Below are 26198 nucleotides of genomic sequence, written 5' to 3'. Positions count from 1 at the left end.
TCCGGTTTTTTTATTTTAGCGATTTAAAACTTTATTTTAAAAAGCCATTTTCAGCTAAGAAAGCCATACTAATATTTGACTCGGTTTTTTGTTCAGCAGCTTTATCACCCAGTAATAAACGCTCAATATAACGCGCTAATACATCGACTTCTAGGTTAACTTTGCTACCGACTTGCCAGGTTCCAATATTGGTACGTTCTGCTGTGTGCGGAATTAAGTTCAAACTTAAAATATTACCGCGTAAATGATTAATGGTTAAACTAATACCATCTACTGTCACAGAACCTTTCTCTGCTAAGTATTTAGCAAGTTCTACAGGTGCTGTCACTTCATAATAAATTGAGCGAGCATCTTCACGGACTACGGTAATTTCACCTACACCATCAACATGACCACTTACAATGTGTCCACCAAAACGGGTTGTTGGCAGCATCGCCTTTTCCACATTGACACGTTGACCCACTTTCCAGTTACTTAAAGTGGTACGGTTTAAACTTTCGCGAGAAACATCAGCTGCGTACCAGTTGTCTCCCCACTCAATAACGGTGAGACAGATCCCATTGGTTGCAATTGAGTCACCTAAATGTACATCCGACATATCCAAATCGGTTTGAATACGTAAACGCACATCGCCACCTACACTTTGCAGGCTTTCTACTTTACCTAAACTTTCAATAATGCCTGTAAACATGGCTCAATCTCCAAATCTTTTACACTGCTTAAATTGCAGCGCTTACCAAAGTGCGAGCTGCGTACTGTTACCTGAAGTATCTACACCACCTAGCTCGGCAAAGTGGTAAAGCTGGCCTAACAACTGACGTAACGGCGGCCCTGGTTTGGCATGAGTATCTGTAATCACAATAAACTCAAGCACACGTGCGCGCTCTGACTGACGTTGTTTACTTACGCGATAACGTGGAACATCTTGAGTCAATAAAGTGACTTTTCCACGCTCCAGATTGGCCATCAGTAAGTCTTTTGGCTCAATATTACCATCGGTCGAATAACTGGTCAGAATATAACGTGCATTGATGGTTGAAAGTAATTTTTCATACGCATCTTTTGCATGTTTAGAAGAGTTATAAGGACTTGGACGTTCTTTACGCCATGCACGGTCAATACCACTCTTATAGCCTTTCGTATCTGGCGGTGGTAAATCGACTTGATCCCATAACGTCAATGCATTTAGAACATGGTAGTTACTACTATAAGCATGCTGGTTATAAGGTGGATCAAGATAGGCTACATCTACTTCAAAACCGCTCATCTGGTTTGCTAAATGCTGAGCATCTACACACCACATTTCAGCAGCAGGGCGTTTACGGTCACCAATCTCACAAAAACGGCTCGGTGTGAGCCACAGCAATGATTTAATTCGTTCTAAGGCCGTTTGTGTACGTCCGCCCCACCCTTGGTGGAAGCTTTTAAATACACCACTGGTATTACTCACAAAACTTGCCGAATAGAGTAATGGCGCAAGCAAGGCACTCATTTCTACATCATTAATTGCGCCTTGTGCTTGCCATGTTGCAATCTGCTGGCGAATCGCATCAATGCGCATACCATTACGACGCTTAAAAAACAAACGGTCACGCGAAGGATCGTATACATCATCATTACGAGGGCAAAGGTTATGCGTTACCCAACCTTTAACCTCAGGTAAACGATTTAAATAATCAATCGCTTTCTGGTAGCCACCAAGCTCTTTAAACGCGGGTGCATCGACACACGCTAAAATTGCATGATTTAAAGCATGGCTATAAGGTTCCCAGTCATTTGCAATGACTCGGTAACCGTTTTGACGTGCCAAGCGAGACACCACACCACTACCTGCGAAGAAGTCGGCAAAAATCGGAGGATTCTTTTTCTTGCTGTTCAGCGTCCCTGTAATTTCCAGAGCTTCTAAAATCAAGTGGAGCAATCGGCGCTTGTTACCCAAGTATGGTACAAGCTGATGAAAAAGATATTCGTCTGTCGTGCGGGCTGCATGACGACGTTTGTGGTAAACCGAAGGCTCTGAATTCATACTTTCTCTTGCGTAGGGATTAACCTTAAGCGTATATCTTGATCAAGTTGTATTACATCAAGAAGTTTAAAACGAAGTTGCTGTGCCATATATTCAAAATCTGCGTTGAACATGGCTCTTGCACTTTGCCCCAATAAAGTCGGAGCAACATAACTGATCATTTCATCCACCAAACCTTCTTGCAAAAAGACGGTAGACAATGTTGCGCCAGCTTCAACCAGCACATCATAAATTTGGTATTGCTTAGATAAGGCCTGTAATAGTGTTTTTAAAGGCTGAATTTCTAATTGTATCACGCCTAAGTCAGCAAGTTCCTGACGATATGGCCCCATCACCATGACAGTTTCAGGATTTTCTAAAATTTTAGCGGTAAGCGGTAAACGCCCTCTTCGATCTAGAATTACCCGTTTTGGCTGCACAACTGTTTCGATATCAAGATTATGGAGTGACCGTACATTAAGCTGACAGTCATCAGCAATCACCGTATCAATACCTGTAATCACGGCACCTGAAATCGCACGCCAATGTTGGACATCTTGACGAGCAGCAGAACCAGTAATCCACTTCGACTCACCCGATGCCATTGCAGTACGCCCATCTAAACTAGAAGCAACTTTTAAACGCACATATGGCATGCCCGTAGACATCGCTTTTAAAAAGCCTTGATTAAGTTTGGCTGCTAAATCTTCACAAATCCCGATTTCTACTTCAATACCGGCATTTTTTAAGATCTGAACACCTTTACCTGCAACAAGCGGATTGGGATCGGGACACGCCACCACCACTTTTTTAACCTGCGCCTTAACCAACGCCTCAGCACACGGTGGGGTTCGTCCATAATGAGCACAAGGCTCAAGCGTCACATAAGCAGTTGCACCTTGTGCTTGTTCACCCGCCTGACGCAGCGCAAAAACTTCAGCATGAGGTTGACCAGCTTTCGGATGAAAACCTTCACCAATCACTTGATTGTCTTTGACAATAACACAACCGACATTTGGATTTGGTTTTGTCGAATAGAGTCCTCGTTTGGCAAGTTCAATGGCTTGCTGCATCCAGTACTGATCTTGTTTCAACTCAGACATATAAATCTCAAATGATTAATGTTCACGTTGTTGCATTTGCTCAATTTGACGGCGAAACGCTTCAACATCCTGAAAGTCTTGATAAACCGAAGCAAAACGAACATAGGCAACATGATCAAGTGCAAATAAAGATTGCATGACAATTTCACCAATAGTTCTAGACTTAACATCACGTTCACCTAAACGGCGAATCTGCAATTGAATATCACTCAGAACCGTTTCGATCTGCTCTTGTGTCACTGGACGCTTTTGTAAAGCATGCATAAGTGAACGACGTAGCTTCGCTTCATCGAATGGCTCATTCTTTCCATTCGATTTGATCACACGGGGCATCACCACTTCATAGCTTTCAAAAGTGGTAAAACGTTCACCGCAAACTACACACTCACGACGTCGACGAATCTGACAGCCTTCTGCGGCCAGCCGAGAATCGATGACTTTACTATCTGCGGCGTTGCAAAATGGACAATGCATAGCGGACTTAATAGGGTCAATTACTTTGACCTAGTGTAGCAAAATTTCTACGCTTACTGAACCAGCATTCTATGAGACAAAAAAACAGCCCTGAGCCACATCAAAGCATCGCTTTGATCACAGCCCAAGACTGTTTTTAGTACAGCAAATATATTATGAATTATTCAATACGTTCGCCATGTTGGCTTAAATCCAGACCCATACGTTCATCATCGGCATTAACACGCAGACCAATCACCACATCAATTACTTTAAGAATAATGAAGGTTGCAATACCGCTGTAAACCATAGTTGCAAGTACACCTTCAACTTGTACCCACAATTGGCCTGCAAATGTTGGTGCTAAAGTCACACTAGCTGCTTTAATGATTTCATCACTGTAGAACACGCCAGTTAAAATCGCGCCGACAATACCACCTACTGCATGTAAACCAAAGGCATCTAATGCATCATCCGCTTTGAGTAAACGTTTAAGTGCTGTAATACCCCAGAAGCAGACTACACCACCGATTAAGCCCATCACTAGAGCTCCGCCTACGCCGACGAAACCTGCTGCTGGTGTAATCACAACCAAACCAGCCACAGCACCAGATGCACCACCTAATACAGAAGCTTTACCACGAATCATACGTTCTACAACTAACCAAGAGAAGGCAGCAGCAGCGGCAGCAACTTGAGTCACTAAAATTGCCATACTTGCACGAGCACCAGCGCCTAACGCACTACCACCATTGAAGCCGAACCAACCTACCCAAAGTAAGCTTGCACCGATTACAGTTAAAGTTAAGTTATGCGGTGCCATAGATTCACGGCCAAGGCCAATACGCTTACCAAGCATGTAAGCTGCGACTAAACCTGCAACACCAGAGTTGATATGTACAACTGTACCACCAGCAAAATCTAATGCGCCTGCTTTAAATAACCAACCATCTGTTGCCCACACCCAGTGAGTAATTGGCGCATAAACCACAAGTACCCAAATTGTAATAAAGGCCATGAAAGCTGAATATTTCATACGGTCAGCAATCGAACCACTCAAAATTGCGACAGTAATGATGGCAAAAGTCATTTGGAAAATAACAAATAAGCTTTCAGGAATTGTTCCACTTAGTGCGTTAAAACCTACGCCATTGAGCATCGCTTTAGACAAGTCACCAAAGTATGCACCTGTGCCAGAGAACGCGAGTGAATAACCAGCAATCACCCAAAGCAAACTTACCAAAATTGCAGCAGAAAGGCTGAACATCATGGTACTTAATACGTTTTTCTTACGGACCATACCGCCGTAGAACAATGCCAAGCCAGGAATCGTCATCAACAGTACTAAAGCTGTTGAAACTAAAATCCAAGATGTATCGCCTGTATCGAGTTTTGGTGTCGGTGCTGGAGCTGCCGGAGTTGCGGCAGCTGCTGGTGCTGCTGCAGATGTTGCAGGTGCTGCAGACGTTGATGTTGCTGTAACCTCAGATGTCGGTGTTGTTACAGTCTCTTCTGCCCAAGCGGCAGTACCACCCAAAAGTGCGCCTGTTAGACTCAGCGCCATAAGCATTTTTTTCATTCGTGTCCCCCAACCTCATTTGCGAGCTATTTATTGCTCAGCAAGCTTTGTGCCAATTTAGACAGCATCTGGTCCTGTTTCACCCGTACGGATACGGATGACTTGTTCCAGATTAGTCACAAAAATCTTACCGTCGCCGATTTTCCCAGTGCTTGCCACACGAGTAATTGACTCAATTACTGCGTCGACCATTTCATCGCTAATCGCAATTTCGATTTTTACTTTAGGTAAGAAATCAACCACATACTCCGCGCCGCGGTAAAGTTCTGTATGCCCTTTTTGACGACCAAAACCTTTAACTTCAGTTACGGTAATCCCTTGTACACCAATGTCAGAGAGTGCTTCACGCACATCATCCAATTTAAACGGTTTTACAATTGCAGTTACAAGCTTCATGTTTGTTTCCTTCGGCTTCTTTTCACCAGTAAGGTTTTATGTTCAATTTTCATGCCAATATTTCAAAGGTTGGAGGAGATGAATCTTTTGCATGAGCTTTCTTTATAACCTATTTAGTTATCAAGATGTAGATGAGCTACTAAAAATAAAATGAATTTGCAGTCCTGTTTTTATTTCATTTTATCGTTATCCAATATGGAAAAGCCAAGAAGCCTATATACGAGGTTCAAGCAGTGTTAAACTGGCAAGCATAAGGTAATACAACAGTTTGGATATCTCATGCTAGAAACTCTATTACAGGCTATTTTGGAACAAATTGACGAGCCTAAAAAAGATTTAGAAAAAAACTTACGTGCATTATTAAATGAAACTGTCGAGAAATTAGACCTCGTGTCTAAACAAGAAATCGAAAGACAAAAAACTGCACTTCATTTAGCCAACCAACGTTTAGAAGAGCTACAAAAACAAGTAAGTCTATTAGAAGAAACTTTAAAGAATAAAAAATAAGCACCAATGTAGCGCACTTATACTTTACAACGATTAAAAATTAAGCACCAGAATGGAACAAGAAGATGTCTTTTTCTAAAATTTATACTCGGGGACTTTTAGGCTTACATGCGCCTCTCATTGAAGTAGAGGTACATGTGAGTCAAGGCTTACCTTCTCTAACGATCGTAGGGCTTGCTGAAGCAGCAGTCAGGGAGAGTAAGGACAGGGTTCGCTCAGCCATTATTAATAGTGGATTTCAGTTTCCGACTAAACGGCTGACTATTAATCTTGCTCCCGCAGATTTGCCCAAAGATGGTTCACGTTTAGATTTACCGATTGCATTAGGGATATTAATTGCCTCAGGTCAGCTTCCAGAGAACTGCACTGAAGACTTTGAATTTATTGGAGAGTTAGCACTAGATGGTCATGTAAGACCTATTTCAGGTGCTTTAACTATGGCAATGGCCTGCCAACAAGCCCAGCATAAAATTGTTTTACCCCAAGATAATAGTCAAGATATTAGTCATTTACCAAATCTTGAGTGTTATCCGGTTAGTCATTTAAAAGAAGTTTGTGAACACTTTTTAGGAAATACCAAGCTATCTCAGGTGCAATCATCTTCCCGCTCACATGACATGCCGTATAAATTTGACCTTGCTGATGTAAAAGGTCAGCTACGTCCACGTCGTGCACTGGAAATTGCAGCTGCTGGAGGGCACTCCCTGCTCTTTAAAGGACCACCGGGTACAGGTAAGACTTTACTCGCCTCACGTCTTCCTTCAATTTTACCACCACTTTCTACTCAAGAAACGCTTGAAGTTGCGAGTATTTATTCGATTTCAAATACACCGCATATTTTTGGACAGCGCCCTTTTCGTGCACCCCACCATACAGCCTCAGCAATTGCACTAGTTGGGGGCGGTTGTCAGTTCCACAAATAAATCAGAGTTTACACAAATAAACTAGAGCAAGAATAAAAATTATATTATCTATAAGCTTTAATTTTTCATTTTGTAAAAATATATGCCTGTTAATAATGACAAAATAACGACTATTGATTGCTTCCCAAACGATAATATTAGTCGAGTGGTTTATAGATATGGCGGACTTGTTAGAAACGAAGATAACGATTCAACTAATCCTTTTGTTGAAGTGTTATTAATTGAGATTAGAAAAAGTGATCAATGGTTGTTTTTAGATAAGTGCTCAACATTCCTTGTTCCAGTTCTTGATCTTGATGCTGTTCAACATGGCAGTATTTGGGATGGAAATATTTTAACCGATCAATCCTATAGATTTTCAGGAAAACTTATCACAAAACGATTTTCTTTTGACTTCTCCAATAATAAACCTAAGAACATAAAACTTACGGACAGAATCCCCAATACGTCAGAGTACTACATTCCATTAAAAAACTATTTTCTCCCCAATAAAATTGATTATGTTCTACAAGGCTATCCATTCACTAAATACACCAATGATTCATATCGTAAAGTGAATCACTGCTTAATGCATTCCAATGATGGAACTCAAGTCATCACATCATCAATTCATATTTTGCATAGCTTATTCGTCAATCGGAAGGATATTAGGGGACTTTTATTAGGAACTTCGAGCCAATCCATCATTAATCGTTTTTTAGAATCTTATACAACAGAAATTGTGGACGATAATGTTGAATATAAAATTAAAATCAGAAAACCATATGAAGATATAGGCGAGACTGCAATTATTTTTCTTGCTAATCTTGCCTTAAACCCATATGTGCAGACGATAGTTGATAAAATTCAACGAAGTATGGAAATTACCGAGTTTAATCATCTTCAGCAGGGTGCAGGCAAAAGGTATCCCATTGTGTTTCCGCCACATCCCACAAAGCTTTTCCTTGAAGCAGAAGGAATTTGGCTAGATGACAATAAGACTCGTTTTTTTATCACTAGAGTGAAAAAATTTGATCCTATTAACGATCACATGATTGATGTCAACAAAGACCTAACCAATACTATTTCAAAGCCTGATGAGAAAAACCCTCGACCTCGTGAAAAAAGTCAAAATAAGAATGAGCACATCAATACGCAAAAACCACCATCAAGAACAAGCGGTGAATATCGTAAGCGTTCTGAGGTGGAAACTGGAAATACACAAGGTATTCTGAAGTATTCTTTTTATGAACCAATCAATGATCCAATTGAAGTCGGAGCACCTAATCAACCTTATTCAGATAAATCAGAAGAGGTTGAAACATCATCTGATGAACCTTATGGTAATCAAAATACTAAGATCAAAAAATCTGAAACGACAGATACACCACCTAGCAGAGATGAGCGCTTTGATATTCAATATATTATTCAATCTCTCCAAGAACTTGCCTCAGAAATGGACTCTCCTCTAGAACATCTGTCTGCAATTAATGAACATGGTGAAATGATAGCGAGTATTAATTTGCTTCAAATCAAAAAACTTGTGCCTGAACCCAAGCATCCCTCATGGATTGATTATGATAAAGGGCGAAAATTATTGTTCTTAAAATTAGACTTAAAAGATCAAAATAGATTTTCCTATCTCATCGATATACATAAAAATAAAAATCATGAAGCATTTTGTGCCTTTCTTATTTTTACTCAGAATAAGTTGACAAGCGAACAAATTAAAAAAATCTGTATTGAACTAGAAAATGCCAAGGGAATAAAAAAATGGGCACTCTACTGTGATAATTTCATTCATAAAATGATCGCAATAAAACATTTATACGCAACACCTGATGAATGGAAAAATCGCTTTAAAAATTTATTCATAAGCTTACAGAAGGACAAATCCTAATTAAAGAATATTTTTTATACAATCATATGTGTGTGAAATTACTTGATATTTCATGTTTTCTATAAATTTGCGAAATAGAAAAGAGTGAAATTTTAGTTCAGTTCACCTATACTAACAATTCAATTTAAATTTCTATTCGTATTCACACACTTATGCTTTTGACTCCACCCTAGTTTATTTACCCATCTTTTTGTAAATAACTCATCACTGTCTAGTGATGTGGTGTAGTCGCTTGTGTGTTGTATATATCACATCACTAGCCTTTATCTAAAACTATATAAATAGGCTATTTTTATGTTTTCCAATGTACGAGAGCAATGGTTCTCGAATATCCGTGGTGATGTACTTTCGGGTATTGTCGTTGCTTTAGCACTCATTCCAGAGGCAATTGCTTTTTCTATTATTGCAGGTGTCGATCCCAAAGTCGGGCTATATGCTTCATTCTGTATTGCAGTCGTGATCTCATTTGTGGGTGGAAGACCAGGAATGATTTCCGCAGCAACAGGTGCGATGGCTTTGCTCATGGTGACACTCGTCAAAGAGCACGGACTTGAATATTTGCTAGCAGCGACAATTCTGACTGGTGTCATTCAAATTGTCGCAGGCTTCCTAAAATTAGGCGCTTTGATGCGATTTGTGTCTAAATCTGTGGTAATTGGATTTGTGAATGCGCTTGCAATTCTCATTTTCATGGCTCAACTACCCGAATTAACCAATGTAACTTGGCATGTATATGCAATGACTGCCGTTGGTTTGGGTATCATTTATTTATTTCCATTAATACCTAAAATCGGCTCCTTAATCCCTTCACCTTTAGTGACCATCGTAGTCTTAACCATTGCAGCAATTACATTGGGATTAGACATTCGTACTGTGGGAGATATGGGGCAATTGCCAGACACACTTCCAGTGTTTTTACTACCTGATATTCCATTAAACCTTGAAACCTTAACTATTATTTTTCCATATGCAGCAGCTTTAGCGGCTGTTGGTTTACTTGAATCAATGATGACAGCAACGATTGTTGATGATTTAACTGATACATCGAGTGATAAAAATCGTGAATGTAAAGGTCAAGGGGTTGCCAATATTGCTTCAGGATTTATGGGTGGTATGGCTGGTTGCGCCATGATTGGACAATCGATTATCAATGTAAAATCTGGTGGTCGTACCCGATTATCAACTTTTTGTGCAGGAATATTCTTACTGATCATGGTGGTTTTTATCAGTGATTGGTTAAAAGTCATTCCTATGGCTGCTTTAGTTGCTGTGATGATCATGGTATCGATTGGAACATTCAACTGGGATTCACTCAGAAATATTCGTCAGTATCCCCTCTCAAGTAATATCGTGATGATTGCTACAGTAGTTGTCGTAGTTGCGACACATAACTTAGCTTACGGTGTCTTGATTGGTGTATTACTTTCAGCTCTATTTTTTGCCAACAAAATTGAACGATATATGGCAGTTCAATCTGTATTGGATGATGCTGAAAATACGAGAACTTACATTGTTAAGGGACAAGTCTTCTTCAGCTCTGCCGATAAATTTACAGCAGCTTTTGATTTTAAAGAAGCGATTTCAAAAGTCGTGATTGATGTAAGCCAAGCACATTTTTGGGATGTTTCAGCCGTAGCAGCCGTTGATAAAGTTGTCATTAAGTTTAAACGTGAAGGTACTGAAGTTGAATTAATCGGTATGAATGAAGCAAGTCAAACAATGGTTGAAAAATTTGGTATTCACGATAAACCAGATGCATTAGATCGCTTGAGTAATCACTAAAAGGAGTTAGAACAATGTCAAAAATAATTGCATGTATAGATGGCTCACTCGGTACAAATACCGTATGTGATTATGCAGCTTGGTTGAGTCAAAAACTTAACGCACCTCTTGAACTGTTACACGTAATCGATACACCCAAAGCTCAAGCACCTCAAGATTTGAGTGGCGCAATTGGCTTAGGTAGCCGTGAAACACTATTGCAAGAGTTGGTTGAGCTTGAAGAACGTAAAGGCAAGATTGAACTTGAGCATGGAAAAGTTTTGCTAAGAGAAGCAAAAAAATATGTACTCGAAAAATTCAGTCTGGATGCTCATAGTTTCCAAAGACATGGCAGTTTATTGGAAACCGTTGTTGGATTAGAAGAAGATATTCGTGTGTTGATTATGGGGAAACACGGCACTCAGACAGAATACCGTTCTGATAAAATTGGGTCGCAGATCGAAAGTATAGTACGTGCTATTCATAAACCCGTATTGATTGCATCCTTTCCATTCCAAAAGCCACTTTCATTTTTAGTGGCTTTTGATGGTAGTCCAACTGCAAGAAAATGTGTTGAACGCATTGCGTCAAGTCCATTACTTAAAGGTCTTGCAGTACATTTGGTTTATGTCGGAAATCCGAATATTGAAATGCAAAATCAGCTCTCTTGGGCAAAAGAGCAACTTGAATCACAAGGTTTTAATATCACCTCGAATACGTTGGATGGTGAAGTTGATAAGGCAATTATCAATTACGCTGAACAGCATCAAATCGATTTGATTGTGGTTGGGGCTTATGGTCATTCCAAGATACGCCAATTTTTTATTGGCAGTACCACAACAAAAGTGATCACAAGCACTAATAAACCAGTCCTGTTACTACGATAATTTTATTAGGGGGTAGATTTTGGTCTATCCCTTTATATTTATTAAGTTAGAAGTGGAAAATAGAACTACAGTCAGAAAAATGAGAAGACATCATGGATGTAATAATACTGAGGAAAGATTTTACAAAATTTAATATATGTATTTGCATATATATGTTTATTCGTATATAAATATATTTGTGAATTTAATTGAGTTTGAGCAAATGTCTGCTAATCCAAAAGTTAAGATTTATCACAACCCTGAATGTGGTACATCACGTAATACATTGGCATTAATTCGTAATACCAATATTGAACCTGAAGTGATTGAGTACCTTGTAACACCTCCATCTAAAAATGAACTGATTCAAATGATCGCGGATGCAGGTTTAACGGTGAGAGAAGCGATTCGTAAAAATGTTGCTCCATATACAGATTTAGGAATTGATCAAGAGGATTGGACTGAAGATCAATTGCTTAACTTTATGCTTCAGTATCCAATTTTGATTAACCGCCCATTCGTGGTGACTGAACTAGGAACTCGTTTAAGTCGCCCATCAGAACTGGTTTTAGAAATTCTGCCACTCCCACAAAAGGGTGCTTTCACTAAAGAAGATGGTGAACAAGTGATTGATGCAAATGGGCAACGATTAAAATAAAAACTTCATGGATATATGTGAATATTAATATATCCATATGTTTGAGTGAGTGAAAATATGGATCAAATCAATTTCTTTAAATGTTTGGCTGATGAAACGCGATTCAACATCGTCATGTTGGTTCTTGGGAATAATGAGCAGTGTGTCTGTGATTTGACTGAAAAACTAGAGTTGAGCCAACCCAAGATTTCACGGCATTTAGCCTTACTGCGTTCTTCTGGTCTTTTACAAGATCGACGCCAAGGACAATGGGTCTATTACAGTCTCAATCCTAATTTACCCACTTGGTGTATAGAAGTCTTAAATACCGTCAAAAATTCCGATTTACAGCCAAAAGTTGCTCCTTCATTTCAACAAATCAATAGTTATTGTGAGTAGAAAAATATGAAATTCCTTTTTTTGTGTACTGGAAATAGTTGCCGTAGCATCCTATCAGAAGTGCTGTTTAATAGTCGTGCCCCAGAGGGTTGGAAAGCATACAGTGCAGGTAGTAAGCCATCAGGGCAAGTACATCCATTGACCATAGAAACTTTAGAAAATCTTGGTCTCTCAACAGATGGTTTGTGGAGCAAAACCATTGATGACTGTGAACAATATCAACCTGACGTGGTGATTACTGTTTGCGATTCAGCAGCTCAGGAAGCGTGTCCACTTTATTTGGGGGGAGCGATCAAGGCCCATTGGGGCTTGGCTGATCCTTCACATTTAGATTTGCCGAAAGAAGAAAAATTAAAAGCATTTCAAGTTACTGTTGATCATATCAACCGCCGCTTAGATGCTTTATTGGCACTAGATACTACTCATATGTCTCGCCCAGATTTGATTGCAGCAATCAATCAAATTTCGCATATTGAATGAGAACATCATGGCTCAACAAAGATTATCCTTTCTAGATCGTAACCTCACGCTATGGATTTTTATCGCCATGGCATTGGGGATTGCGATAGGTGTGTTCTTTCCGCAAGCCTCCGTCGCTTTGGATAAAATGAGTGTGGATTCCGTCAATATTCCAATTGCGATTGGTTTGATTTTGATGATGTATCCACCGTTAGCCAAAGTGGATTATGCAGCCCTACCACAAGTGTTTAAAGACAAAAAAACTTTAACTTTGTCTTTGGTACAGAACTGGGTGATTGCACCAGTACTGATGTTTGCATTAGCCATTATTTTTTTGCATAGCTATCCAGAGTACATGACAGGCTTGATCTTGATCGGTTTAGCTCGCTGTATTGCGATGGTTTTGGTGTGGAATGGTTTAGCCTGTGGTGATAACCAATATGTAGCTGCATTGGTGGCATTCAATAGTATTTTCCAGATTCTGTTTTTTAGTACCTATGCTTGGTTATTTCTGACTTTTTTACCACCATATTTTGGTGTTGCAGGGCAAGTGATCAATGTCGATTTCTGGACGATTACTCATGCAGTATTAGTGTATTTGGGAATTCCATTTTTCCTTGGCTTTATTACACGATTCACTCTAGTGAAAGCGAAAGGTCTTGATTGGTATCAAAATGTCTTTTTACCTAAGATCAGTCCACTGAGTTTGTTGGCTTTATTGTTCACGATTGTGGCGATGTTTAGTCTCAAAGGGAACGATGTTGTGAGCTTGCCATTAGATGTCTTGCGTATTGCCATTCCATTGACGATTTACTTTATCGTGATGTTCTTCATTAGCTTCTTTATGAGCAAATGGATGGGGAATGACTACCCTAAAACAACAGCAATTTCGTTTACTGCTGCTGGGAATAACTTTGAGTTGGCACTGGCTGTAGCGATTGCAACTTTTGGTTTAGCTTCACCTGTGGCGTTTACTACGGTAATCGGACCATTGGTTGAAGTGCCAGTATTGATTGCTTTAGTTAGCGTGTCTTTGTGGCTTAGAAAAAAGTTTTTTAAAGCAGAGGTGTAATTTCTATGACTCTCCCAAATGTAGATATGAATCTTCTCGATCAACCTACTTTAGAAAAAGTACAAGCTAAAGAGCTGGATCATCCACCGCGTATTTTGCTGTTGTATGGTTCAAACCGTGAGCGCTCATACAGCCGATTGGCGGTAATGGAAGCAGGACGTATTTTGGAGCAGTTTGGCGCTGAAGTAAAAATCTTTCATCCAAAAGGCCTACCCTTACCCGAAGATGCAGACACAGAACATCCAAAGGTGAAAGAGTTGCATGATTTACTCGCTTGGGCTGAAGGAATGGTGTGGTGCTCACCTGAACGTCATGGCTCAATGAGTTCGATTTTTAAATCACAAATTGATTGGATACCATTAGCAGGTGGTGCAATTCGTGCAACGCAAGGCAAGACTTTAGCCTTGATGCAGGTGAGTGGCGGTTCGCAGTCCTTTAACAGTTTAAACCAGATGCGTATTCTCGGCCGTTGGATGCGCATGATCACTATCCCGAACCAATCATCTATCCCAAAAGCTTTTTTAGAATTTGAAGAAGATGGCAGGATGAAACCTTCATCCTTCTATGATCGAATTGTCGATGTGATGGAAGAGCTGTATAAATTCACGCTATTGACGCGTGGGCAAAGTCAGTATCTCACAGATCGTTATTCAGAGAGAAAAGAGTCGGCAGAAGAATTATCTAAGCGTGTCAATCAACGTAGCTTATAAACTTTAGGTAATCAGAAATGCAAAAGAGACATTCTAAATTAGTAATCTTAGGTTCAGGACCTGCGGGTTATAGTGCTGCTGTATATGCAGCACGCGCAAACTTAAAACCTACATTGATTGCGGGGTTACAACTTGGTGGTCAATTAACAACGACCACTGAGGTAGATAACTGGCCGGGCGACCCAGAAGGTTTAACTGGTCCTGTACTTATGGAACGAATGCAAGCCCATGCTGAACGCTTTGGTACAGAGATTGTGTATGACCACATTAATGAAGTTGATTTAAGTGTCCGTCCATTTTTGCTTAAAGGTGACATGGAAGAATTCACTTGTGATGCACTGATTATTGCTACAGGTGCGACTGCACAATACTTAGGTCTTGAATCTGAAGCTAAATTCATGGGTCAAGGTGTCAGTGCTTGTGCGACTTGTGATGGTTTCTTCTATAAGAACCAAAAAGTTATGGTCGTAGGTGGTGGTAACACCGCAGTTGAAGAAGCGCTTTATCTTTCTAATATTGCTGAACATGTCACCTTAGTTCATCGTAGAGACAGTTTGCGTTCAGAGAAAATTCTACAAGATCATCTTTTTGCCAAAGAAAAAGAAGGCAAAATTAGTATTCTTTGGAACAATCAAGTTGATGAGGTTTTAGGTGACAACACTGGTGTTACTTCAGTTCGCTTGAAGTCAACTTCGGACGGAAGCACACAAGATGTTGAAGTTCAGGGCTTATTTGTTGCTATTGGTCACAAACCGAATACAGGCATGTTTGACGGTCAACTTAACCTACGTGATGGCTACATTCAAGTACAAAGTGGCACTTCTGGAAATGCAACAGCAACCTCTGTGGCAGGTGTATTTGCTGCGGGTGACGTTGCTGATAGCATTTATCGTCAAGCAATTACCTCGGCAGGCTCAGGCTGTATGGCTGCTTTAGATGCTGAAAAGTATCTTGATCAATTGAGTAATTGAAAGGCTCATTTAAACGCTTGAAAATTGTATAAAATTCGCCCAGCCTGTTGAGCAGACTGGGTGTTATTTTGATTATGACAATAAAGAATAGGAGAGAAGCTTTGACTCAATTACAAGCTGAAGTCGATGTAGTCATTATTGGTGGTGGTCAGGCAGCCCTTGCCACAGCTTATTTTCTCAAACGTAAGAAAATTCCATTTGTTATTGGGTATACGGATTTAATGGTTGATGGGGCACCTTCACCCCATCAATCTGATACCACCCTCAGATGGTTGATAGATCGACTCCGTAGTTGAGTTCCTCTGCGAAGTCCGGCAGTCCGTAACCGATGGTTTTCTTGTAGAAAGGAGAGACCTTCGCAGTCGGTGCCTTCTTCTTGTGCTTCGTGGTGTAGAGCATTCGTGCCCGCATCACCTCGAAGGAGTAACCGCGCCCTTCACGGTTCTTGTCCTTGGCCAGTCGGTTGATGGACTCCGTGTAAGCGTTGGTGACGGGCATGTCCGTCTCGAAGTAGGTCATGGTCTCTTCGCGCCAGTTTCCCACTGCCCTGACCAGATCGCTCCAGACTTCCTTTTGGCCCTTCGGGATGGTGGCTATCCACTCGTCCAGGGCGGCTTCTGCCTGGAGCCGTGTGGTGGCGTCCCAGATGCCGTAGAAGCGCTCCTTGTGCTCGTAGGCGGCCAGCAGTTGCGGGAACGCGCCTGTCCAGGTCTCCATGATGAGGCGCTCCCGGTCTGAGACTTCGTGAGCGCGTTTCAGCAGGATTTTCCGGTCTCCCTTGAGAGTCCGGCTCTGGGACGGTTTCAGCTCCTTTCTGAGGCCCTTGCGCACTCTCTCTAGGTCAACACGGCCAGCGCACCCCACAGGTAGCCGGAAACGGGTTGGCGCGTCTCGGGCGGCAGTTTGTCAGGGGCGTTCACGGCAATGCCTCCTCGTGCGCCCGCTCGGCTGGCATGGAGGCCAGTTGCGCGTCCAGATGGGCCAACGCTTCGCGCCGACGCTCGACGAACTGGCGCAGAACGGCAAGCTGCGCGGCCGCTTCATCGCCGTCCGCAGCATCCAGCGCCCGGCACAGCCGCGCCAGCGCGTCCAGGCCGATGCCCGCCTCGAAGGCCGCCCGCACGAAGCACAGCCGTTGCAAGGCGGCATCATCGAACAGGCCATAGCCGCCCGGGGTGCACGCCACCGGACGCAGCAATCCGCGCAGCAGGTAGTCGCGCACGATATGCACGCTCACCCCGGCATCAAGGGCCAGCCGGGACACGGTGTAGGCGCTCATTGAAAACCTCCTTTTTTTATCCAGCGCAGCAGGAAAGCTGCTTCACGTCCTTGTTGAAGGTCTGCGCCGCAAGCTTCAACCCCTCGACCATTGTCAGGTAGGGGAACAACTGGTCAGCCAGTTCCTGCACCGTCATGCGGTTGCGGATGGCGAGCACCGCCGTCTGGATCAGTTCGCCCGCTTCCGGGGCCACCGCCTGCACGCCGATGAGCCGTCCGCTACCTTCCTCGATGACCAGCTTGATGAAGCCGCGTGTGTCGAAGTTGGCAAGCGCTCGCGGAACGTTGTCGAGTGTCAGCGTGCGACTGTCGGTCTCGATGCCATCGTGGTGCGCTTCCGCCTCGCTGTAGCCCACGATGGCAACTTGCGGGTCGGTGAACACCACTGCCGGCATCGCGGTCAGATTGAGGGCTGCGTCGCCGCCGGTCATGTTGATCGCGGCACGGGTGCCGGCGGCCGCTGCCACGTAGACGAACTGCGGCTGGTCGGTGCAGTCGCCGGCCGCGTAGATGTTCGGGTTGCTCGTGCGCATGCCTTGGTCGATAACGATGGCCCCTTGCGCATTGACAGTGACCCCCGCCGCGTCCAGCGCGAGGCTGCGCGTATTCGGTGCCCGACCGGTGGCAACCAGCAACTTGTCAGCGCGCAATTCACCGTGTCCGGTGGTCAGCACGAATTCGCCGTTCACATGGGCGACCTGGCTGGCTTGCGTGTGCTCCAGCACCTCGATGCCCTCGGCACGGAAAGCGGCTGTCACCGCCTCGCCGATGGCCGGGTCTTCACGGAAGAACAAGGTATTGCGCGCCAGGACCGTGACCTTGCTGCCCAGCCGGGCAAAGGCTTGCGCCAGCTCCAGCGCCACCACCGACGAGCCGATTACGGCAAGGCGTTCGGGAATGGTGTCGCTCGCCAGGGCCTCGGTGGAAGTCCAGTAGGGTGACTCTTTCAAGCCCGGAATCGGCGGGACCGCCGGGCTGGCACCCGTGGCGACCAGGCAGCGGTCGAACATCACGACGCGCTCGCCACCCTCGTTCAAACGGACGGTAAGGCTCTGGTCGTCCTTGAAGCGCGCCTCACCGTGCACAACGGTGATGGCCGGATTACCGCCCAGGATGCCTTCGTACTTGGCGTGCCGCAGTTCGTCGACGCGGGCCTGCTGCTGGGCCTGCTGCTTACTGCGGTCAATCGTAGGCACAGTTGCCGCAATACCGCCATCGAACGGGCTTTCCCGGCGCAGATGGGCGATGTGGGCGGCGCGGATCATGATCTTGGACGGCACACAGCCGACATTGACGCAGGTGCCGCCGATGGTGCCGCGCTCGATCAGCGTGACCTGCGCGCCTTGCTCGACGGCCTTCAGTGCTGCCGCCATTGCCGCGCCACCGCTACCAATGACGACGACCTGCAACGGGCGTTCGTTGCCACTGGGCTTATCAGCGGCCCCTATCCAGCCGCGCATCTTGTCGAGCAGGCCGGCGCGGTTGTCCGTCGGTGGCGCATCGGCAAGCGTTGCCTCGTAGCCCAGTCCGGCCACGGCGGTAGTCAGCGCATCCGATGACGTGCCCGCCTCAATGGCGAGTTGCGCTGTGCCCTTCGGATAGGACACCAGCGCCGATTGCACGCCGGGCACTTTCTCCAAGGCTTCCTTGACGTGAGCCGCGCACGAGTCGCAGGTCATCCCGGTGATTTTCAGGGTGGTCATGTATTTTTCCTTTTCTGTGGTGGCTACGGCTGTTGCCGTCAGCCACGTTGTTCTGGCAATTCACAGCTGTCCGGCCCGCAGCGGCGATGTGCTGGCGAGATGAAATCCCAGACCGACACCCCAACCATCAAGGCCAGGCCGACATAGAGCAGTCCACCGCTCTGCCAGCCGTAAGCCCGCATTAAAAACACCGCTGCCAGCACCAAGATCGGGCCTATCGTGCCGAGCGCCGTGCGTCGCCACTGTCGATGATTGAGCCAAGCGATAGCATTGGCGAGTAACGCGATGCCGGCGAACATCGGCAGCAGGATGCCAATGAATAGCCCCTCGTACTGGCTCAAGAAGCCCAGTCCGATGGCCGCGCCAAAGCTGGCGATGGCAGGAAAACAGGCGGCGCAGCCCATCGCGGAAACGACGCTGCCGAGCGCGCCGGTTTTGCCAGCGATGCGCGTGATGAGTCCCATGTGTCGCTCCCGAGTTCGGTTAACGGATCAGCGTTTGAGGCTGGACGGATAGCCCGCGTCCTCGGTCGCCTTGGTCAACTTCTGGACGTTGGTCTTGGCATCGTCGAAGGTGACGACGGCCTGGCGCTTGTCGAAACTTACGTCGGTCTTGCTCACGCCCTCAACCTTGGAAAGCGCGTGCTTGACAGTGATCGGGCAAGAGGCGCAGGTCATGCCAGGCACGGACAGCGTTACGGTCTGAGTGGCGGCGAACACGGGGGCAACGAAAGCGGCGAGAGCGAGGGAGGCAAACAGCTTTTTCATGATGAACTCCTGATTAGTAGAAAAATGGCATGACGTAGGGAAAACCAAGCGCGACCAAGACCAACACGGCGACGAACCAGAAAATGAGCTTGTAGGTGGTGCGCACTTGCGGAATCGCGCACACCTCGCCCGGCTTGCAGGCTGCGGTCGGTCGGACGATGCGCCGCCAGGCAAAGAACAGTGCAACCAGCGCCGCGCCGATGAAGATCGGCCGATACGGCTCCAATACCGTCAGGTTGCCGATCCATGCCCCGCTGAACCCCAAGGCGATCAAAACCAGCGGCCCCAGGCAGCAGGCCGACGCAAGAATGGCGGCCAGCCCACCGGCGAAGAGCGCGCCGCGCCCGTTTTGTGGTTCAGACATACGCTTGTCCTTTCAAATTTGGTTTGGATAGCTTAAGCTTACTTCCGTAGTTATGTACGGAGTCAAGCGATATGCAAATTAATTTTGAGAATCTGACCATTGGCGTTTTTGCCAAGGCGGCCGGGGTCAATGTGGAGACCATCCGGTTCTACCAGCGCAAGGGCCTGCTGCCGGAGCCAGACAAGCCCTATGGCAGCATTCGCCGCTATGGCGAGGCGGATGTAACACGAGTGCGGTTCGTGAAATCGGCCCAGCGGCTGGGCTTTAGCCTGGACGAAATCGCCGAGCTACTGCGGCTGGAGGATGGCACCCATTGCGAGGAAGCCAGCGGCCTGGCCGAGCACAAGCTCAAGGATGTGCGCGAGAAGATGGCCGACTTGGCACGCATGGAGGCCGTGCTGTCTGAACTGATGTGCGCCTGCCATGCGCGGAAAGGGAACGTTTCCTGCCCGCTGATTGCGTCACTACAGGGCGAAGCAGGCCTGGCAAGGTCAGCTATGCCTTAGCGTGCTTTATTTTCCGATTTCTGAGGTGCCCCCACCCAGAGAGTGACCCGCTTGCCGTGGATGGGCAGATCACGATAGGGAACGTCACGCTTGCCGAACCGTACGAACTCACCCTGCACGCCGCATTCCTCGCAGGCGATGGGATCGGGCACGTCCACCTCGAAGTGCATTTCGTCGTCGGTTGATTTGCAGCCCAGTACTTGGTATTGCGGCAGGGCAAGGATGTTGTCGGGAAGTTCGGTCATGGTGTTGTATAGGCGTAGGTGTCAGTCAGATCCATCCGACTCGGCATTGGTGTTTGCTTTTTTACCCAACAAGCTGCTGGAAACTAAAAGTAAGGCACCGAGGACAATTGCAATATCAGCCAGGTTGAAGGCCGGCCAATGCCAGTCTCGCCAATAGAAATCAAAGGAATCCACAACATAGCCGCGAAAGACCCGGTCAATCAGGTTGCCCATGGCGCCACCGAGGATAAGACTGTAAGCGATGGCTTCTCCTTTATGACGATTTTCAAGGATCAGCTTGATCAGAAAAATCGAGACCACTACCGCGATTCCGATAAAAAAGTAGCGCTGCCAGCCTCCACCATTCGCAAAAAGACTGAATGCGGCACCGGTATTCCATACGTGTACCCAGTTAAAGAATGAGGTCACTGAAATAGACTCGCCATATGCCATTGATTGTTGCACCAGCCATTTTACGGCCTGATCAGACGCTGCCAGCAGGCCCGATATGGACAACAGAGCGTACGGTGACAGATGTTTGCCAAAAATGGACATTGCTTAATCCTTGAGCGCCAGAATGCGTCTAGCACCGTTAAGTACAATTACCCCCGCGATGGTGCCGATAATCAGATCCGGATAATTGGACCCGGTCCACGCGACCAGAGCGCCGGCGGTGATGACCCCCAGGTTGATCACCACGTCGTTGGCCGAGAATATCCAGCTTGCCTTCATGTGCGCTCCGCCCTCCCGGTGTTTGGCTATCAGCAGCAGACAACTGGTATTGGCAATCAACGCGACGAATGCGATAGCCATCATCACCAGCGATTCAGGCTCACTACCGAATACAAAGCGTCTCACCCCCTCTATGAGTACGCCAACAGCCAATATCAGTTGCAGCACACCCGCAAGATGCGCGGCACGTACCTGCATTTTCACGCTGTGGCCAACCGCATAAAGGGCGAGCCCGTACACGGCCGCATCGGCAAAATTGTCCAGGGATTCTCCAATCAGGCCGGTAGACTGGGCGATCAGGCCGGCTGTCATTTCCACCACGAACAGGACTGCATTGATGCCGAGCAACCAGCGCAGGGCCCCGGATTCTTGCTTAGCAGAGGCTGCCGAGAACTCGGCGCCCTTGATGGTCTCGGGGTCGGCAGCGACGCTTTCCTGAAGCGAGGCACCTAGCCCCAAGGTCTTCAGTTTCGCGGTGACGGGCTCGACCGCGCCGTCATGCACGACCTTCAACCGGCGGTTCGACAAGTCGAAGGACAGCGCCCGAATCCCCTCAACGCCGTTCAGGGCCAGGCGAATCATGCGCTCTTCTGATGGGCAGTCCATCTTCGGCACGGCATAAACGCTGACCCATTCCCCCGACGCGTCGGAGGAGGCCTGCATATCGGTATCCGCCGCGGGCTTTACATCGTCGCCACAGGGGCCTCCGCAGTTTTTGCTCATGATATGACTCCACTTGAATGTGATCGGGTTTTCATTTAAAACTATATAGTAGCTATAATGTCAATAGCGTAGAGAATCCGTTGCGGAGGAACCCGATGCGTATTGGTCAGTTGGCACAGTCAGTAGGGGTAGATACACAGACGATCCGCTTCTACGAACGGCAGGGCTTGTTGCCGCCGCCTGGTCGGCAGGAGAACAGTTACCGTGTCTATACCGAGAAACACGTTGAGCGGCTGGCCTTTATTCGTCGCTGCCGCATCCTGGATCTGTCACTGGCAGAAATTCACGAACTAAAGCGCTATCAGGACGACCCTCATCAGTCCTGTACCGCTGTCAATGCCTTGCTCGATGATCACATCTCTCATGTGCGCTCGCAGATAACCGCTCTACAGGCGCTTGAGAAACAACTCGTTTCACTAAGAGCGCGTTGCAACGATGACCGGGAAGTTAAGGCGTGTGGGGTTCTTGCTGGAATTAGCGAGGGAAGCATGCATCAGCAGTAGGTTGGAGTGCCAACCAGATAATCCGATGAGATGCCGGTTTGCCTCACTCTCATGCAAAGGTAAGATCAACCATTTAATCCGCTTACCCTTTTAAAGTGCTATTCATACTCTCCCCCTACTAAGTTTAAGAAAGATGTTTGCTAAAAATTTTACTGATAAAACAAATAGCTAGCTGTTTTTTTGAAGCTCTATGGGTTTTGGTAACCAATATGAATGTCCATTAAATCTTACATCATAACCATCTTCTATTTCTGTAATCATTTCTGTTTTAATCTTTAGAGCATCAATGTAAGGAAGTTGATGAAAATACCTAAGCCCATTTCTCACCCAACTTAGAATAAGTTCATTGTCACTTAAATCAGTTTGGGTAAGTGCAACAAGTTCCATTTCTAGTTTTTTCTTTTGCTTAGTCTTTAAAAAAGAAGACTTTTTTAATTTTAAATAATCAATAGAAATACCGTAATTCTCATTTAAAAAGTTAATGAATCCAGTGAGTGCAGCAGCTTGACCCGAATAATCAGCCAAATACGCTTTGACATGCTCCAAATTTGGTAACTGATCACTTTCTTCCCCAATTGACAGCATTAACGCCACAGCAGGCTTTATTGCCAACCGAGCTGAACGTATTGAGGTATCACCTCGTTTGATTTTTTCTTCTAATTTATTTTTGTATTCCAGTACAACATCATAAGCAAAAGATGGTTGCAAAATACGTTGCACAAGCTTTTCCATCTGATCTCGTTCTGAACAACTTTTTTTGTTATCCATATCTATTCGAATGTCATGCACTTCTTCAAGCCATTGCATCACCAATTCAAATTTTCTAAGCCCACTACTTCGTAACCTCACTAATAACTGCTTTGGGGTAGGCACAGATTGATTCCAATCTATTTCGGTTTTCATAAAGAAATGGGTATGTTTATTTATATATAATGCAGCTTTATGTGATCCAACTTTCTTTTCTAACCAGCCTGTATAGTTTTCATACTGCTGTTTTAAGTAACTAGACTCAAATACTTTCTGATTTTGATCAAATTTATTCCATAGATTTTGATGCCAATAACAATCATCGCATAAATCAGCACAACCTGCTGCAATCATACAATGACATGCTTTACAGGATTTCTGAGGCTTATCTCTACATTTTTTACACGTTCTTTGTCCTGATATATCAGACTCCAATAAACGATGCTTCTGGCACGATGGACATGTCTCATAATCTCGTGTCGCACATTTTGGGCATACCCGTAGATCATCATTAAATCGTGAAATTCGGGTCAATTTTTGTGATGGCGTACCACATCGTTCACAAGGCTCAATGGGTCTGAAATACACGGAACAACTATTACACACCACACCATATTCGGTCAGCTTACCTATTGGTTTATTTGTCTGATTACATCGAATACAGGGTTGTTTCTTAATACATTCATTACAGATAGCTTGTTCATCATCTCTAGGGAGTCGGGCAAATTCACCACAACTTGGGCATAATCGTTTTTTAAAGATACGAGCATAACAAGTCGAACAATATTTCTTGCCTTTATATCGTTTTTTTATGAAAGAAACAGACTGGTTGCATCCATGACAGTCATGTTCAATAACATTTTCAGTCAATATGCCTCGCTCCACTATTATTGCTTCTTCTTAATAAATTTAACCATTGACGTTGTACAGTCGCTTTAGATTTTGGCTTAGTAACAGTTATTGCTACACGAGAGACAGGATAACGTCTTGTAGGCTTAATCATTAAATCTTTCATCTGTTGAAGCTGAACAGGCAACTTCTTGCGCTTGTCCCAAAAGTTTGCACGACTTACTCCATATTCATTTGATCGCTGTACCAATAAATCACATGGAATATCCATAATCTGATCCAATATTGAAAGCAAAACTATTCGTTCCTGAGTATTCAGATATTCAAATGCCAAAGGAGTAATTGGATTTGGAAGATGTAAATTTACGTCAAAACTTTCAAATAATTGAATCACATTTTTATTGGGCGTATTGACCAAAAATCTGATCTCACTAAGCCATGCACGAGCAATTTCAAACCATACTTGAGAAGTTACTGGGGATTGATTATAAAAACCAAATTTTTGTTTTAAGACTTGCTCTGCTTTATTTTGGAAGTCTAAAGCATTTAAATTGATGATTTTGTTTTCCTCACAATGCCTTAAATCAAAACCACATGTCGTACAGATCGCTAAACAACCATGCTCCATATCGGCTTTAAATGGTTGGATCGTCACACCACATTCAGGGCAATGGTCAATTAAACTTACTTGATGCTCAACACAACTACAATGCCACCCCATACGCCACATTAAACGCAAATAAGGCGGATTTTCACGACTTTTCAAGCATTCAACACACACTTGCCGACCTGATGTATTTGAGCGGTTTCGTGTGCCCAAGGATAAAACCCAAGGGGTATTTTGCTTTGGATCATAATTTGTGTGTATCTCAGAAACAACGCTACTCAACATCGATTGCTGTATATTTTGTTTTGACTCCATACTATGAGACAACAGAGCATCGAACCTTTCTGCATCTACCCCTTTGTCTAAATCAATCGTTAATGCTCTCCATTTCCCCCATAAAGCCTCAATTAGAACCATAGGTGAGCAACCTACATCTAAGGCGGAACGTATCAACCACGATGAGAATACTTCCCCTTGCTGAATGGGAGTTCTGATATACCAACATTGTTCAGGTTGACTCATCTCTAACTCCCTATAATGATTTCGCAGAATTAACTTAGGCTGAGATTTATATTTCTAATATTTCTTAAACCCTCAGTCGGTTTAAGCCATTTAAACTTATGTACGATGTCATAGGTGATTTCTTCATCACCTTGTAAAATGGCTTCTTTGGCACACTCCACCAGTAATCGATTTAAATCCCCCAGATTTCCACCTGACACTTCAAAAATCAACGTAGCAATCTCTTTGGATGCAAGGTTAGACTGTTTTTTTAATGGCAATAATCGAACATAGCTGACTAATAATCTTAAAAAGTCTTGATTGAGTTCCCATTTGGGTAAATTCACCACATCAAAGCGACTGGCATATTGCGGATCAGTATGCAGTATGGTGATTGCTTCACGAGTACCGACACCTACGATATTCAGACTCAATTCATTGCTGAGGTTCTTGAGTGTGTTCATGACTTCGGGAAGCAATTTGGCTGAACCTGTCAGACAATTATGAATTTCATCGATAATCAACATTTTTGTTTCATACTTACGCATCAAGTGTACGGCTTGATTTCTTAATTTGGCTTCAGGATCACTTGCCCGAAATGGCACAAAGAAGTGATTTAAAATATTAATATAGAGTTCTTTAACATTCGCTTTTGCTGGAGCAAGTATCGGTAAAACAGGCTTGGTCACGGACAATAAATCCATGTCAGCATCACTTACGGTTTTTGTATAATACTGTCTAGCAAACTCATGAATGATAGTTGTTTTACCCATATTGGAGTCACCCACAATCAGTAGGCACTCAGGTCTTAGTTTTCTGGGGCGATTCAAAATATCGGTCAATGTATTCATGATGGTAATGGCTTTCTTATAGCCAATCCATCGATCAGTAAATAATGTCTCAATCCGTTCACTATCGCTTAATTGCATGATTTCAAGTACATGCTCTGCAAGATGTTCATATTTTTCCATCAC

General features: G+C 44.5%; 30 protein-coding genes and 3 pseudogenes. 14 read left to right on the top strand and 19 right to left on the bottom strand.

Features of this window, described 5'->3' with window-relative positions; all coding sequences use genetic code 11:
• Nucleotides 1-31 precede the first annotated feature (31 nt).
• The 6 genes from J576_RS12220 to glnK all read right to left on the bottom strand — a co-directional run bounded on the left by J576_RS12220 (nucleotide 32) and on the right by glnK (nucleotide 5536).
• Nucleotides 32-691 (bottom strand): riboflavin synthase, encoded by a 660-nt coding sequence (locus J576_RS12220; RefSeq protein ID WP_002048938.1) that lies wholly within the window; start codon nucleotides 689-691, stop codon nucleotides 32-34.
• A gap of 42 nt (nucleotides 692-733) precedes the next feature.
• Complete coding sequence (locus tag J576_RS12215) at nucleotides 734-2026, bottom strand: DNA adenine methylase (RefSeq protein ID WP_002048941.1); 1293 nt, start codon at nucleotides 2024-2026, stop codon at nucleotides 734-736.
• Nucleotides 2023-3108 carry a bifunctional diaminohydroxyphosphoribosylaminopyrimidine deaminase/5-amino-6-(5-phosphoribosylamino)uracil reductase RibD gene (ribD, locus tag J576_RS12210; protein ID WP_002048954.1) on the bottom strand — a complete coding sequence of 362 codons (1086 nt, stop codon included), beginning with the start codon at nucleotides 3106-3108 and terminating at the stop codon, nucleotides 2023-2025. The genes J576_RS12215 and ribD overlap by 4 nt, the downstream gene beginning before the upstream one ends.
• A gap of 15 nt (nucleotides 3109-3123) precedes the next feature.
• The gene (gene nrdR, locus J576_RS12205) at nucleotides 3124-3582 is read right to left on the bottom strand and encodes a transcriptional regulator NrdR (RefSeq protein ID WP_004710970.1); all 459 of its coding nucleotides are present in this window, start codon (nucleotides 3580-3582) and stop codon (nucleotides 3124-3126) included.
• 160 nt (nucleotides 3583-3742) lie between these two features.
• Complete coding sequence (locus J576_RS12200; protein WP_002048891.1) at nucleotides 3743-5140, bottom strand: ammonium transporter; 1398 nt, start codon at nucleotides 5138-5140, stop codon at nucleotides 3743-3745.
• Between the two features lie 57 nt (nucleotides 5141-5197).
• Entirely contained in the window at nucleotides 5198-5536 is a 339-nt protein-coding gene (glnK, locus tag J576_RS12195) for a P-II family nitrogen regulator (RefSeq protein WP_000780326.1), read from the bottom strand.
• A 279-nt stretch (nucleotides 5537-5815) separates the two neighbouring features.
• Between glnK and J576_RS12190 the strand changes: the two genes are divergently transcribed.
• The 12 genes and pseudogenes from J576_RS12190 (at nucleotide 5816) to J576_RS20640 (ending at nucleotide 16016) form a co-directional block, all read left to right on the top strand.
• The gene (locus tag J576_RS12190; RefSeq protein ID WP_002048939.1) at nucleotides 5816-6043 is read left to right on the top strand and encodes an accessory factor UbiK family protein; all 228 of its coding nucleotides are present in this window, start codon (nucleotides 5816-5818) and stop codon (nucleotides 6041-6043) included.
• Between the two features lie 65 nt (nucleotides 6044-6108).
• Nucleotides 6109-6948: pseudogene (locus tag J576_RS12185) on the top strand (YifB family Mg chelatase-like AAA ATPase); the annotation flags it as partial.
• Nucleotides 6949-7048: 100 nt separating this feature from the next.
• A complete protein-coding gene (locus tag J576_RS12180) occupies nucleotides 7049-8845 on the top strand; it encodes a hypothetical protein (RefSeq protein WP_002048912.1) in 1797 nt (598 codons plus the stop codon).
• A 294-nt stretch (nucleotides 8846-9139) separates the two neighbouring features.
• Nucleotides 9140-10627, top strand: a complete 1488-nt coding sequence (locus J576_RS12175; RefSeq protein WP_000492599.1) for a SulP family inorganic anion transporter — start codon at nucleotides 9140-9142, stop codon at nucleotides 10625-10627.
• Nucleotides 10628-10641: 14 nt separating this feature from the next.
• Nucleotides 10642-11493 carry a universal stress protein gene (locus tag J576_RS12170; protein ID WP_002048946.1) on the top strand — a complete coding sequence of 284 codons (852 nt, stop codon included), beginning with the start codon at nucleotides 10642-10644 and terminating at the stop codon, nucleotides 11491-11493.
• 202 nt (nucleotides 11494-11695) lie between these two features.
• Complete coding sequence (gene arsC, locus J576_RS12165; RefSeq protein WP_001275666.1) at nucleotides 11696-12130, top strand: arsenate reductase (glutaredoxin); 435 nt, start codon at nucleotides 11696-11698, stop codon at nucleotides 12128-12130.
• Nucleotides 12131-12187: 57 nt separating this feature from the next.
• Nucleotides 12188-12508 carry a metalloregulator ArsR/SmtB family transcription factor gene (locus J576_RS12160; protein WP_000372102.1) on the top strand — a complete coding sequence of 107 codons (321 nt, stop codon included), beginning with the start codon at nucleotides 12188-12190 and terminating at the stop codon, nucleotides 12506-12508.
• 6 nt (nucleotides 12509-12514) lie between these two features.
• Nucleotides 12515-12988, top strand: a complete 474-nt coding sequence (locus tag J576_RS12155; RefSeq protein WP_004699737.1) for an arsenate reductase ArsC — start codon at nucleotides 12515-12517, stop codon at nucleotides 12986-12988.
• Nucleotides 12989-12995: 7 nt separating this feature from the next.
• Nucleotides 12996-14039, top strand: a complete 1044-nt coding sequence (gene arsB, locus J576_RS12150; protein ID WP_000068656.1) for an ACR3 family arsenite efflux transporter — start codon at nucleotides 12996-12998, stop codon at nucleotides 14037-14039.
• 5 nt (nucleotides 14040-14044) lie between these two features.
• Complete coding sequence (arsH, locus tag J576_RS12145; RefSeq protein ID WP_000174605.1) at nucleotides 14045-14749, top strand: arsenical resistance protein ArsH; 705 nt, start codon at nucleotides 14045-14047, stop codon at nucleotides 14747-14749.
• A 17-nt stretch (nucleotides 14750-14766) separates the two neighbouring features.
• Nucleotides 14767-15720, top strand: coding sequence for a thioredoxin-disulfide reductase (gene trxB / locus J576_RS12140; protein WP_001172025.1), 954 nt, complete (start codon nucleotides 14767-14769; stop codon nucleotides 15718-15720).
• Nucleotides 15721-15821: 101 nt separating this feature from the next.
• Entirely contained in the window at nucleotides 15822-16016 is a 195-nt protein-coding gene (locus J576_RS20640) for a hypothetical protein (protein WP_002048932.1), read from the top strand.
• Here J576_RS20640 and J576_RS12130 read toward each other — a convergent pair.
• The 7 genes and pseudogenes from J576_RS12130 to merT all read right to left on the bottom strand — a co-directional run.
• Nucleotides 15985-16560 (bottom strand): annotated as a pseudogene (locus tag J576_RS12130) (ISL3-like element ISPpu12 family transposase); the annotation flags it as partial. The gene J576_RS20640 and the pseudogene J576_RS12130 sit on opposite strands and share 32 nt — an antisense overlap.
• Complete coding sequence (locus J576_RS19795) at nucleotides 16557-16640, bottom strand: hypothetical protein (RefSeq protein WP_425265850.1); 84 nt, start codon at nucleotides 16638-16640, stop codon at nucleotides 16557-16559. The gene J576_RS19795 and the pseudogene J576_RS12130, both read right to left, overlap by 4 nt.
• Complete coding sequence (gene merD / locus J576_RS12125; RefSeq protein WP_025467726.1) at nucleotides 16637-16999, bottom strand: mercury resistance co-regulator MerD; 363 nt, start codon at nucleotides 16997-16999, stop codon at nucleotides 16637-16639. The genes J576_RS19795 and merD overlap by 4 nt, the downstream gene beginning before the upstream one ends.
• 16 nt (nucleotides 17000-17015) lie before the next feature.
• Nucleotides 17016-18701, bottom strand: coding sequence for a mercury(II) reductase (gene merA / locus J576_RS12120; RefSeq protein ID WP_002048890.1), 1686 nt, complete (start codon nucleotides 18699-18701; stop codon nucleotides 17016-17018).
• A 38-nt stretch (nucleotides 18702-18739) separates the two neighbouring features.
• Nucleotides 18740-19165: an organomercurial transporter MerC gene (gene merC / locus J576_RS12115; RefSeq protein WP_000522996.1), complete on the bottom strand. Its 426-nt coding sequence runs from the start codon at nucleotides 19163-19165 to the stop codon at nucleotides 18740-18742.
• A 27-nt stretch (nucleotides 19166-19192) separates the two neighbouring features.
• Nucleotides 19193-19468, bottom strand: a complete 276-nt coding sequence (merP, locus tag J576_RS19790; protein ID WP_004178136.1) for a mercury resistance system periplasmic binding protein MerP — start codon at nucleotides 19466-19468, stop codon at nucleotides 19193-19195.
• A gap of 13 nt (nucleotides 19469-19481) precedes the next feature.
• On the bottom strand, nucleotides 19482-19832 hold the full coding sequence (gene merT, locus J576_RS12105) for a mercuric ion transporter MerT (protein WP_001294659.1): 351 nt from the start codon (nucleotides 19830-19832) through the stop codon (nucleotides 19482-19484).
• A 71-nt stretch (nucleotides 19833-19903) separates the two neighbouring features.
• Between merT and merR the strand changes: the two genes are divergently transcribed.
• Entirely contained in the window at nucleotides 19904-20338 is a 435-nt protein-coding gene (merR, locus tag J576_RS12100) for a mercury resistance transcriptional regulator MerR (protein ID WP_025467725.1), read from the top strand.
• A 32-nt stretch (nucleotides 20339-20370) separates the two neighbouring features.
• Here merR and J576_RS20335 read toward each other — a convergent pair.
• The 3 genes and pseudogenes from J576_RS20335 to J576_RS12085 form a co-directional block, all read right to left on the bottom strand.
• Nucleotides 20371-20583, bottom strand: a pseudogene (locus tag J576_RS20335) (transposase family protein); the annotation flags it as partial.
• A 21-nt stretch (nucleotides 20584-20604) separates the two neighbouring features.
• Complete coding sequence (gene lspA, locus J576_RS12090) at nucleotides 20605-21060, bottom strand: signal peptidase II (RefSeq protein WP_228127330.1); 456 nt, start codon at nucleotides 21058-21060, stop codon at nucleotides 20605-20607.
• 60 nt (nucleotides 21061-21120) lie between these two features.
• Nucleotides 21121-22017, bottom strand: coding sequence for a cation efflux transmembrane domain-containing protein (locus J576_RS12085; RefSeq protein WP_033855606.1), 897 nt, complete (start codon nucleotides 22015-22017; stop codon nucleotides 21121-21123).
• Between the two features lie 95 nt (nucleotides 22018-22112).
• Between J576_RS12085 and cadR the strand changes: the two genes are divergently transcribed.
• Nucleotides 22113-22520, top strand: a complete 408-nt coding sequence (cadR, locus tag J576_RS12080; RefSeq protein ID WP_025467722.1) for a Cd(II)/Pb(II)-responsive transcriptional regulator — start codon at nucleotides 22113-22115, stop codon at nucleotides 22518-22520.
• Nucleotides 22521-22688: 168 nt separating this feature from the next.
• Here the strand turns inward: cadR and J576_RS19785 are convergent, their stop codons facing one another.
• The 3 genes from J576_RS19785 to J576_RS12065 are packed head-to-tail and all read right to left on the bottom strand — an operon-like array spanning nucleotide 22689 to nucleotide 26195.
• The gene (locus J576_RS19785) at nucleotides 22689-24137 is read right to left on the bottom strand and encodes a hypothetical protein (RefSeq protein WP_005116093.1); all 1449 of its coding nucleotides are present in this window, start codon (nucleotides 24135-24137) and stop codon (nucleotides 22689-22691) included.
• Nucleotides 24130-25245: a TniQ family protein gene (locus J576_RS12070; protein ID WP_002024550.1), complete on the bottom strand. Its 1116-nt coding sequence runs from the start codon at nucleotides 25243-25245 to the stop codon at nucleotides 24130-24132. Before J576_RS12070 ends, J576_RS19785 begins: the two co-directional genes overlap by 8 nt.
• 29 nt (nucleotides 25246-25274) lie before the next feature.
• Complete coding sequence (locus tag J576_RS12065; protein ID WP_000417085.1) at nucleotides 25275-26195, bottom strand: TniB family NTP-binding protein; 921 nt, start codon at nucleotides 26193-26195, stop codon at nucleotides 25275-25277.
• Between the last annotated feature and the right edge of the window lie 3 nt (nucleotides 26196-26198).

The organism is Acinetobacter sp. 766875, from assembly GCF_000582055.1.
Lineage (GTDB): Bacteria > Pseudomonadota > Gammaproteobacteria > Pseudomonadales > Moraxellaceae > Acinetobacter > Acinetobacter nosocomialis.
The sequence above is the reverse complement of the archived record's forward strand: the minus strand, read 5'-3'. Positions and strand labels throughout refer to the sequence as shown.

Bases quoted from the DNA above. Each gene is read 5' to 3' on its own strand.
- merD (WP_025467726.1), bottom strand. From the start codon at position 16,999: ATGAGCGCCTACACCGTGTCCCGGCTGGCCCTTGATGCCGGGGTGAGC.
- J576_RS12085 (WP_033855606.1), bottom strand. From the start codon at position 22,017: ATGAGCAAAAACTGCGGAGGCCCCTGTGGCGACGATGTAAAGCCCGCG.
- J576_RS12180 (WP_002048912.1), top strand. From the start codon at position 7,049: ATGCCTGTTAATAATGACAAAATAACGACTATTGATTGCTTCCCAAAC.
- J576_RS12070 (WP_002024550.1), bottom strand. From the start codon at position 25,245: ATGAGTCAACCTGAACAATGTTGGTATATCAGAACTCCCATTCAGCAA.
- merR (WP_025467725.1), top strand. From the start codon at position 19,904: ATGCAAATTAATTTTGAGAATCTGACCATTGGCGTTTTTGCCAAGGCG.
- J576_RS12160 (WP_000372102.1), top strand. From the start codon at position 12,188: ATGGATCAAATCAATTTCTTTAAATGTTTGGCTGATGAAACGCGATTC.
- merC (WP_000522996.1), bottom strand. From the start codon at position 19,165: ATGGGACTCATCACGCGCATCGCTGGCAAAACCGGCGCGCTCGGCAGC.
- cadR (WP_025467722.1), top strand. From the start codon at position 22,113: ATGCGTATTGGTCAGTTGGCACAGTCAGTAGGGGTAGATACACAGACG.
- J576_RS12190 (WP_002048939.1), top strand. From the start codon at position 5,816: ATGCTAGAAACTCTATTACAGGCTATTTTGGAACAAATTGACGAGCCT.
- arsB (WP_000068656.1), top strand. From the start codon at position 12,996: ATGGCTCAACAAAGATTATCCTTTCTAGATCGTAACCTCACGCTATGG.
- trxB (WP_001172025.1), top strand. From the start codon at position 14,767: ATGCAAAAGAGACATTCTAAATTAGTAATCTTAGGTTCAGGACCTGCG.
- merP (WP_004178136.1), bottom strand. From the start codon at position 19,468: ATGAAAAAGCTGTTTGCCTCCCTCGCTCTCGCCGCTTTCGTTGCCCCC.
- J576_RS12170 (WP_002048946.1), top strand. From the start codon at position 10,642: ATGTCAAAAATAATTGCATGTATAGATGGCTCACTCGGTACAAATACC.
- arsC (WP_001275666.1), top strand. From the start codon at position 11,696: ATGTCTGCTAATCCAAAAGTTAAGATTTATCACAACCCTGAATGTGGT.
- J576_RS12215 (WP_002048941.1), bottom strand. From the start codon at position 2,026: ATGAATTCAGAGCCTTCGGTTTACCACAAACGTCGTCATGCAGCCCGC.
- merA (WP_002048890.1), bottom strand. From the start codon at position 18,701: ATGACCACCCTGAAAATCACCGGGATGACCTGCGACTCGTGCGCGGCT.
- J576_RS12155 (WP_004699737.1), top strand. From the start codon at position 12,515: ATGAAATTCCTTTTTTTGTGTACTGGAAATAGTTGCCGTAGCATCCTA.
- arsH (WP_000174605.1), top strand. From the start codon at position 14,045: ATGACTCTCCCAAATGTAGATATGAATCTTCTCGATCAACCTACTTTA.
- J576_RS12175 (WP_000492599.1), top strand. From the start codon at position 9,140: ATGTTTTCCAATGTACGAGAGCAATGGTTCTCGAATATCCGTGGTGAT.
- J576_RS12200 (WP_002048891.1), bottom strand. From the start codon at position 5,140: ATGAAAAAAATGCTTATGGCGCTGAGTCTAACAGGCGCACTTTTGGGT.
- nrdR (WP_004710970.1), bottom strand. From the start codon at position 3,582: ATGCATTGTCCATTTTGCAACGCCGCAGATAGTAAAGTCATCGATTCT.
- glnK (WP_000780326.1), bottom strand. From the start codon at position 5,536: ATGAAGCTTGTAACTGCAATTGTAAAACCGTTTAAATTGGATGATGTG.
- J576_RS12065 (WP_000417085.1), bottom strand. From the start codon at position 26,195: ATGGAAAAATATGAACATCTTGCAGAGCATGTACTTGAAATCATGCAA.
- J576_RS12220 (WP_002048938.1), bottom strand. From the start codon at position 691: ATGTTTACAGGCATTATTGAAAGTTTAGGTAAAGTAGAAAGCCTGCAA.
- ribD (WP_002048954.1), bottom strand. From the start codon at position 3,108: ATGTCTGAGTTGAAACAAGATCAGTACTGGATGCAGCAAGCCATTGAA.
- merT (WP_001294659.1), bottom strand. From the start codon at position 19,832: ATGTCTGAACCACAAAACGGGCGCGGCGCGCTCTTCGCCGGTGGGCTG.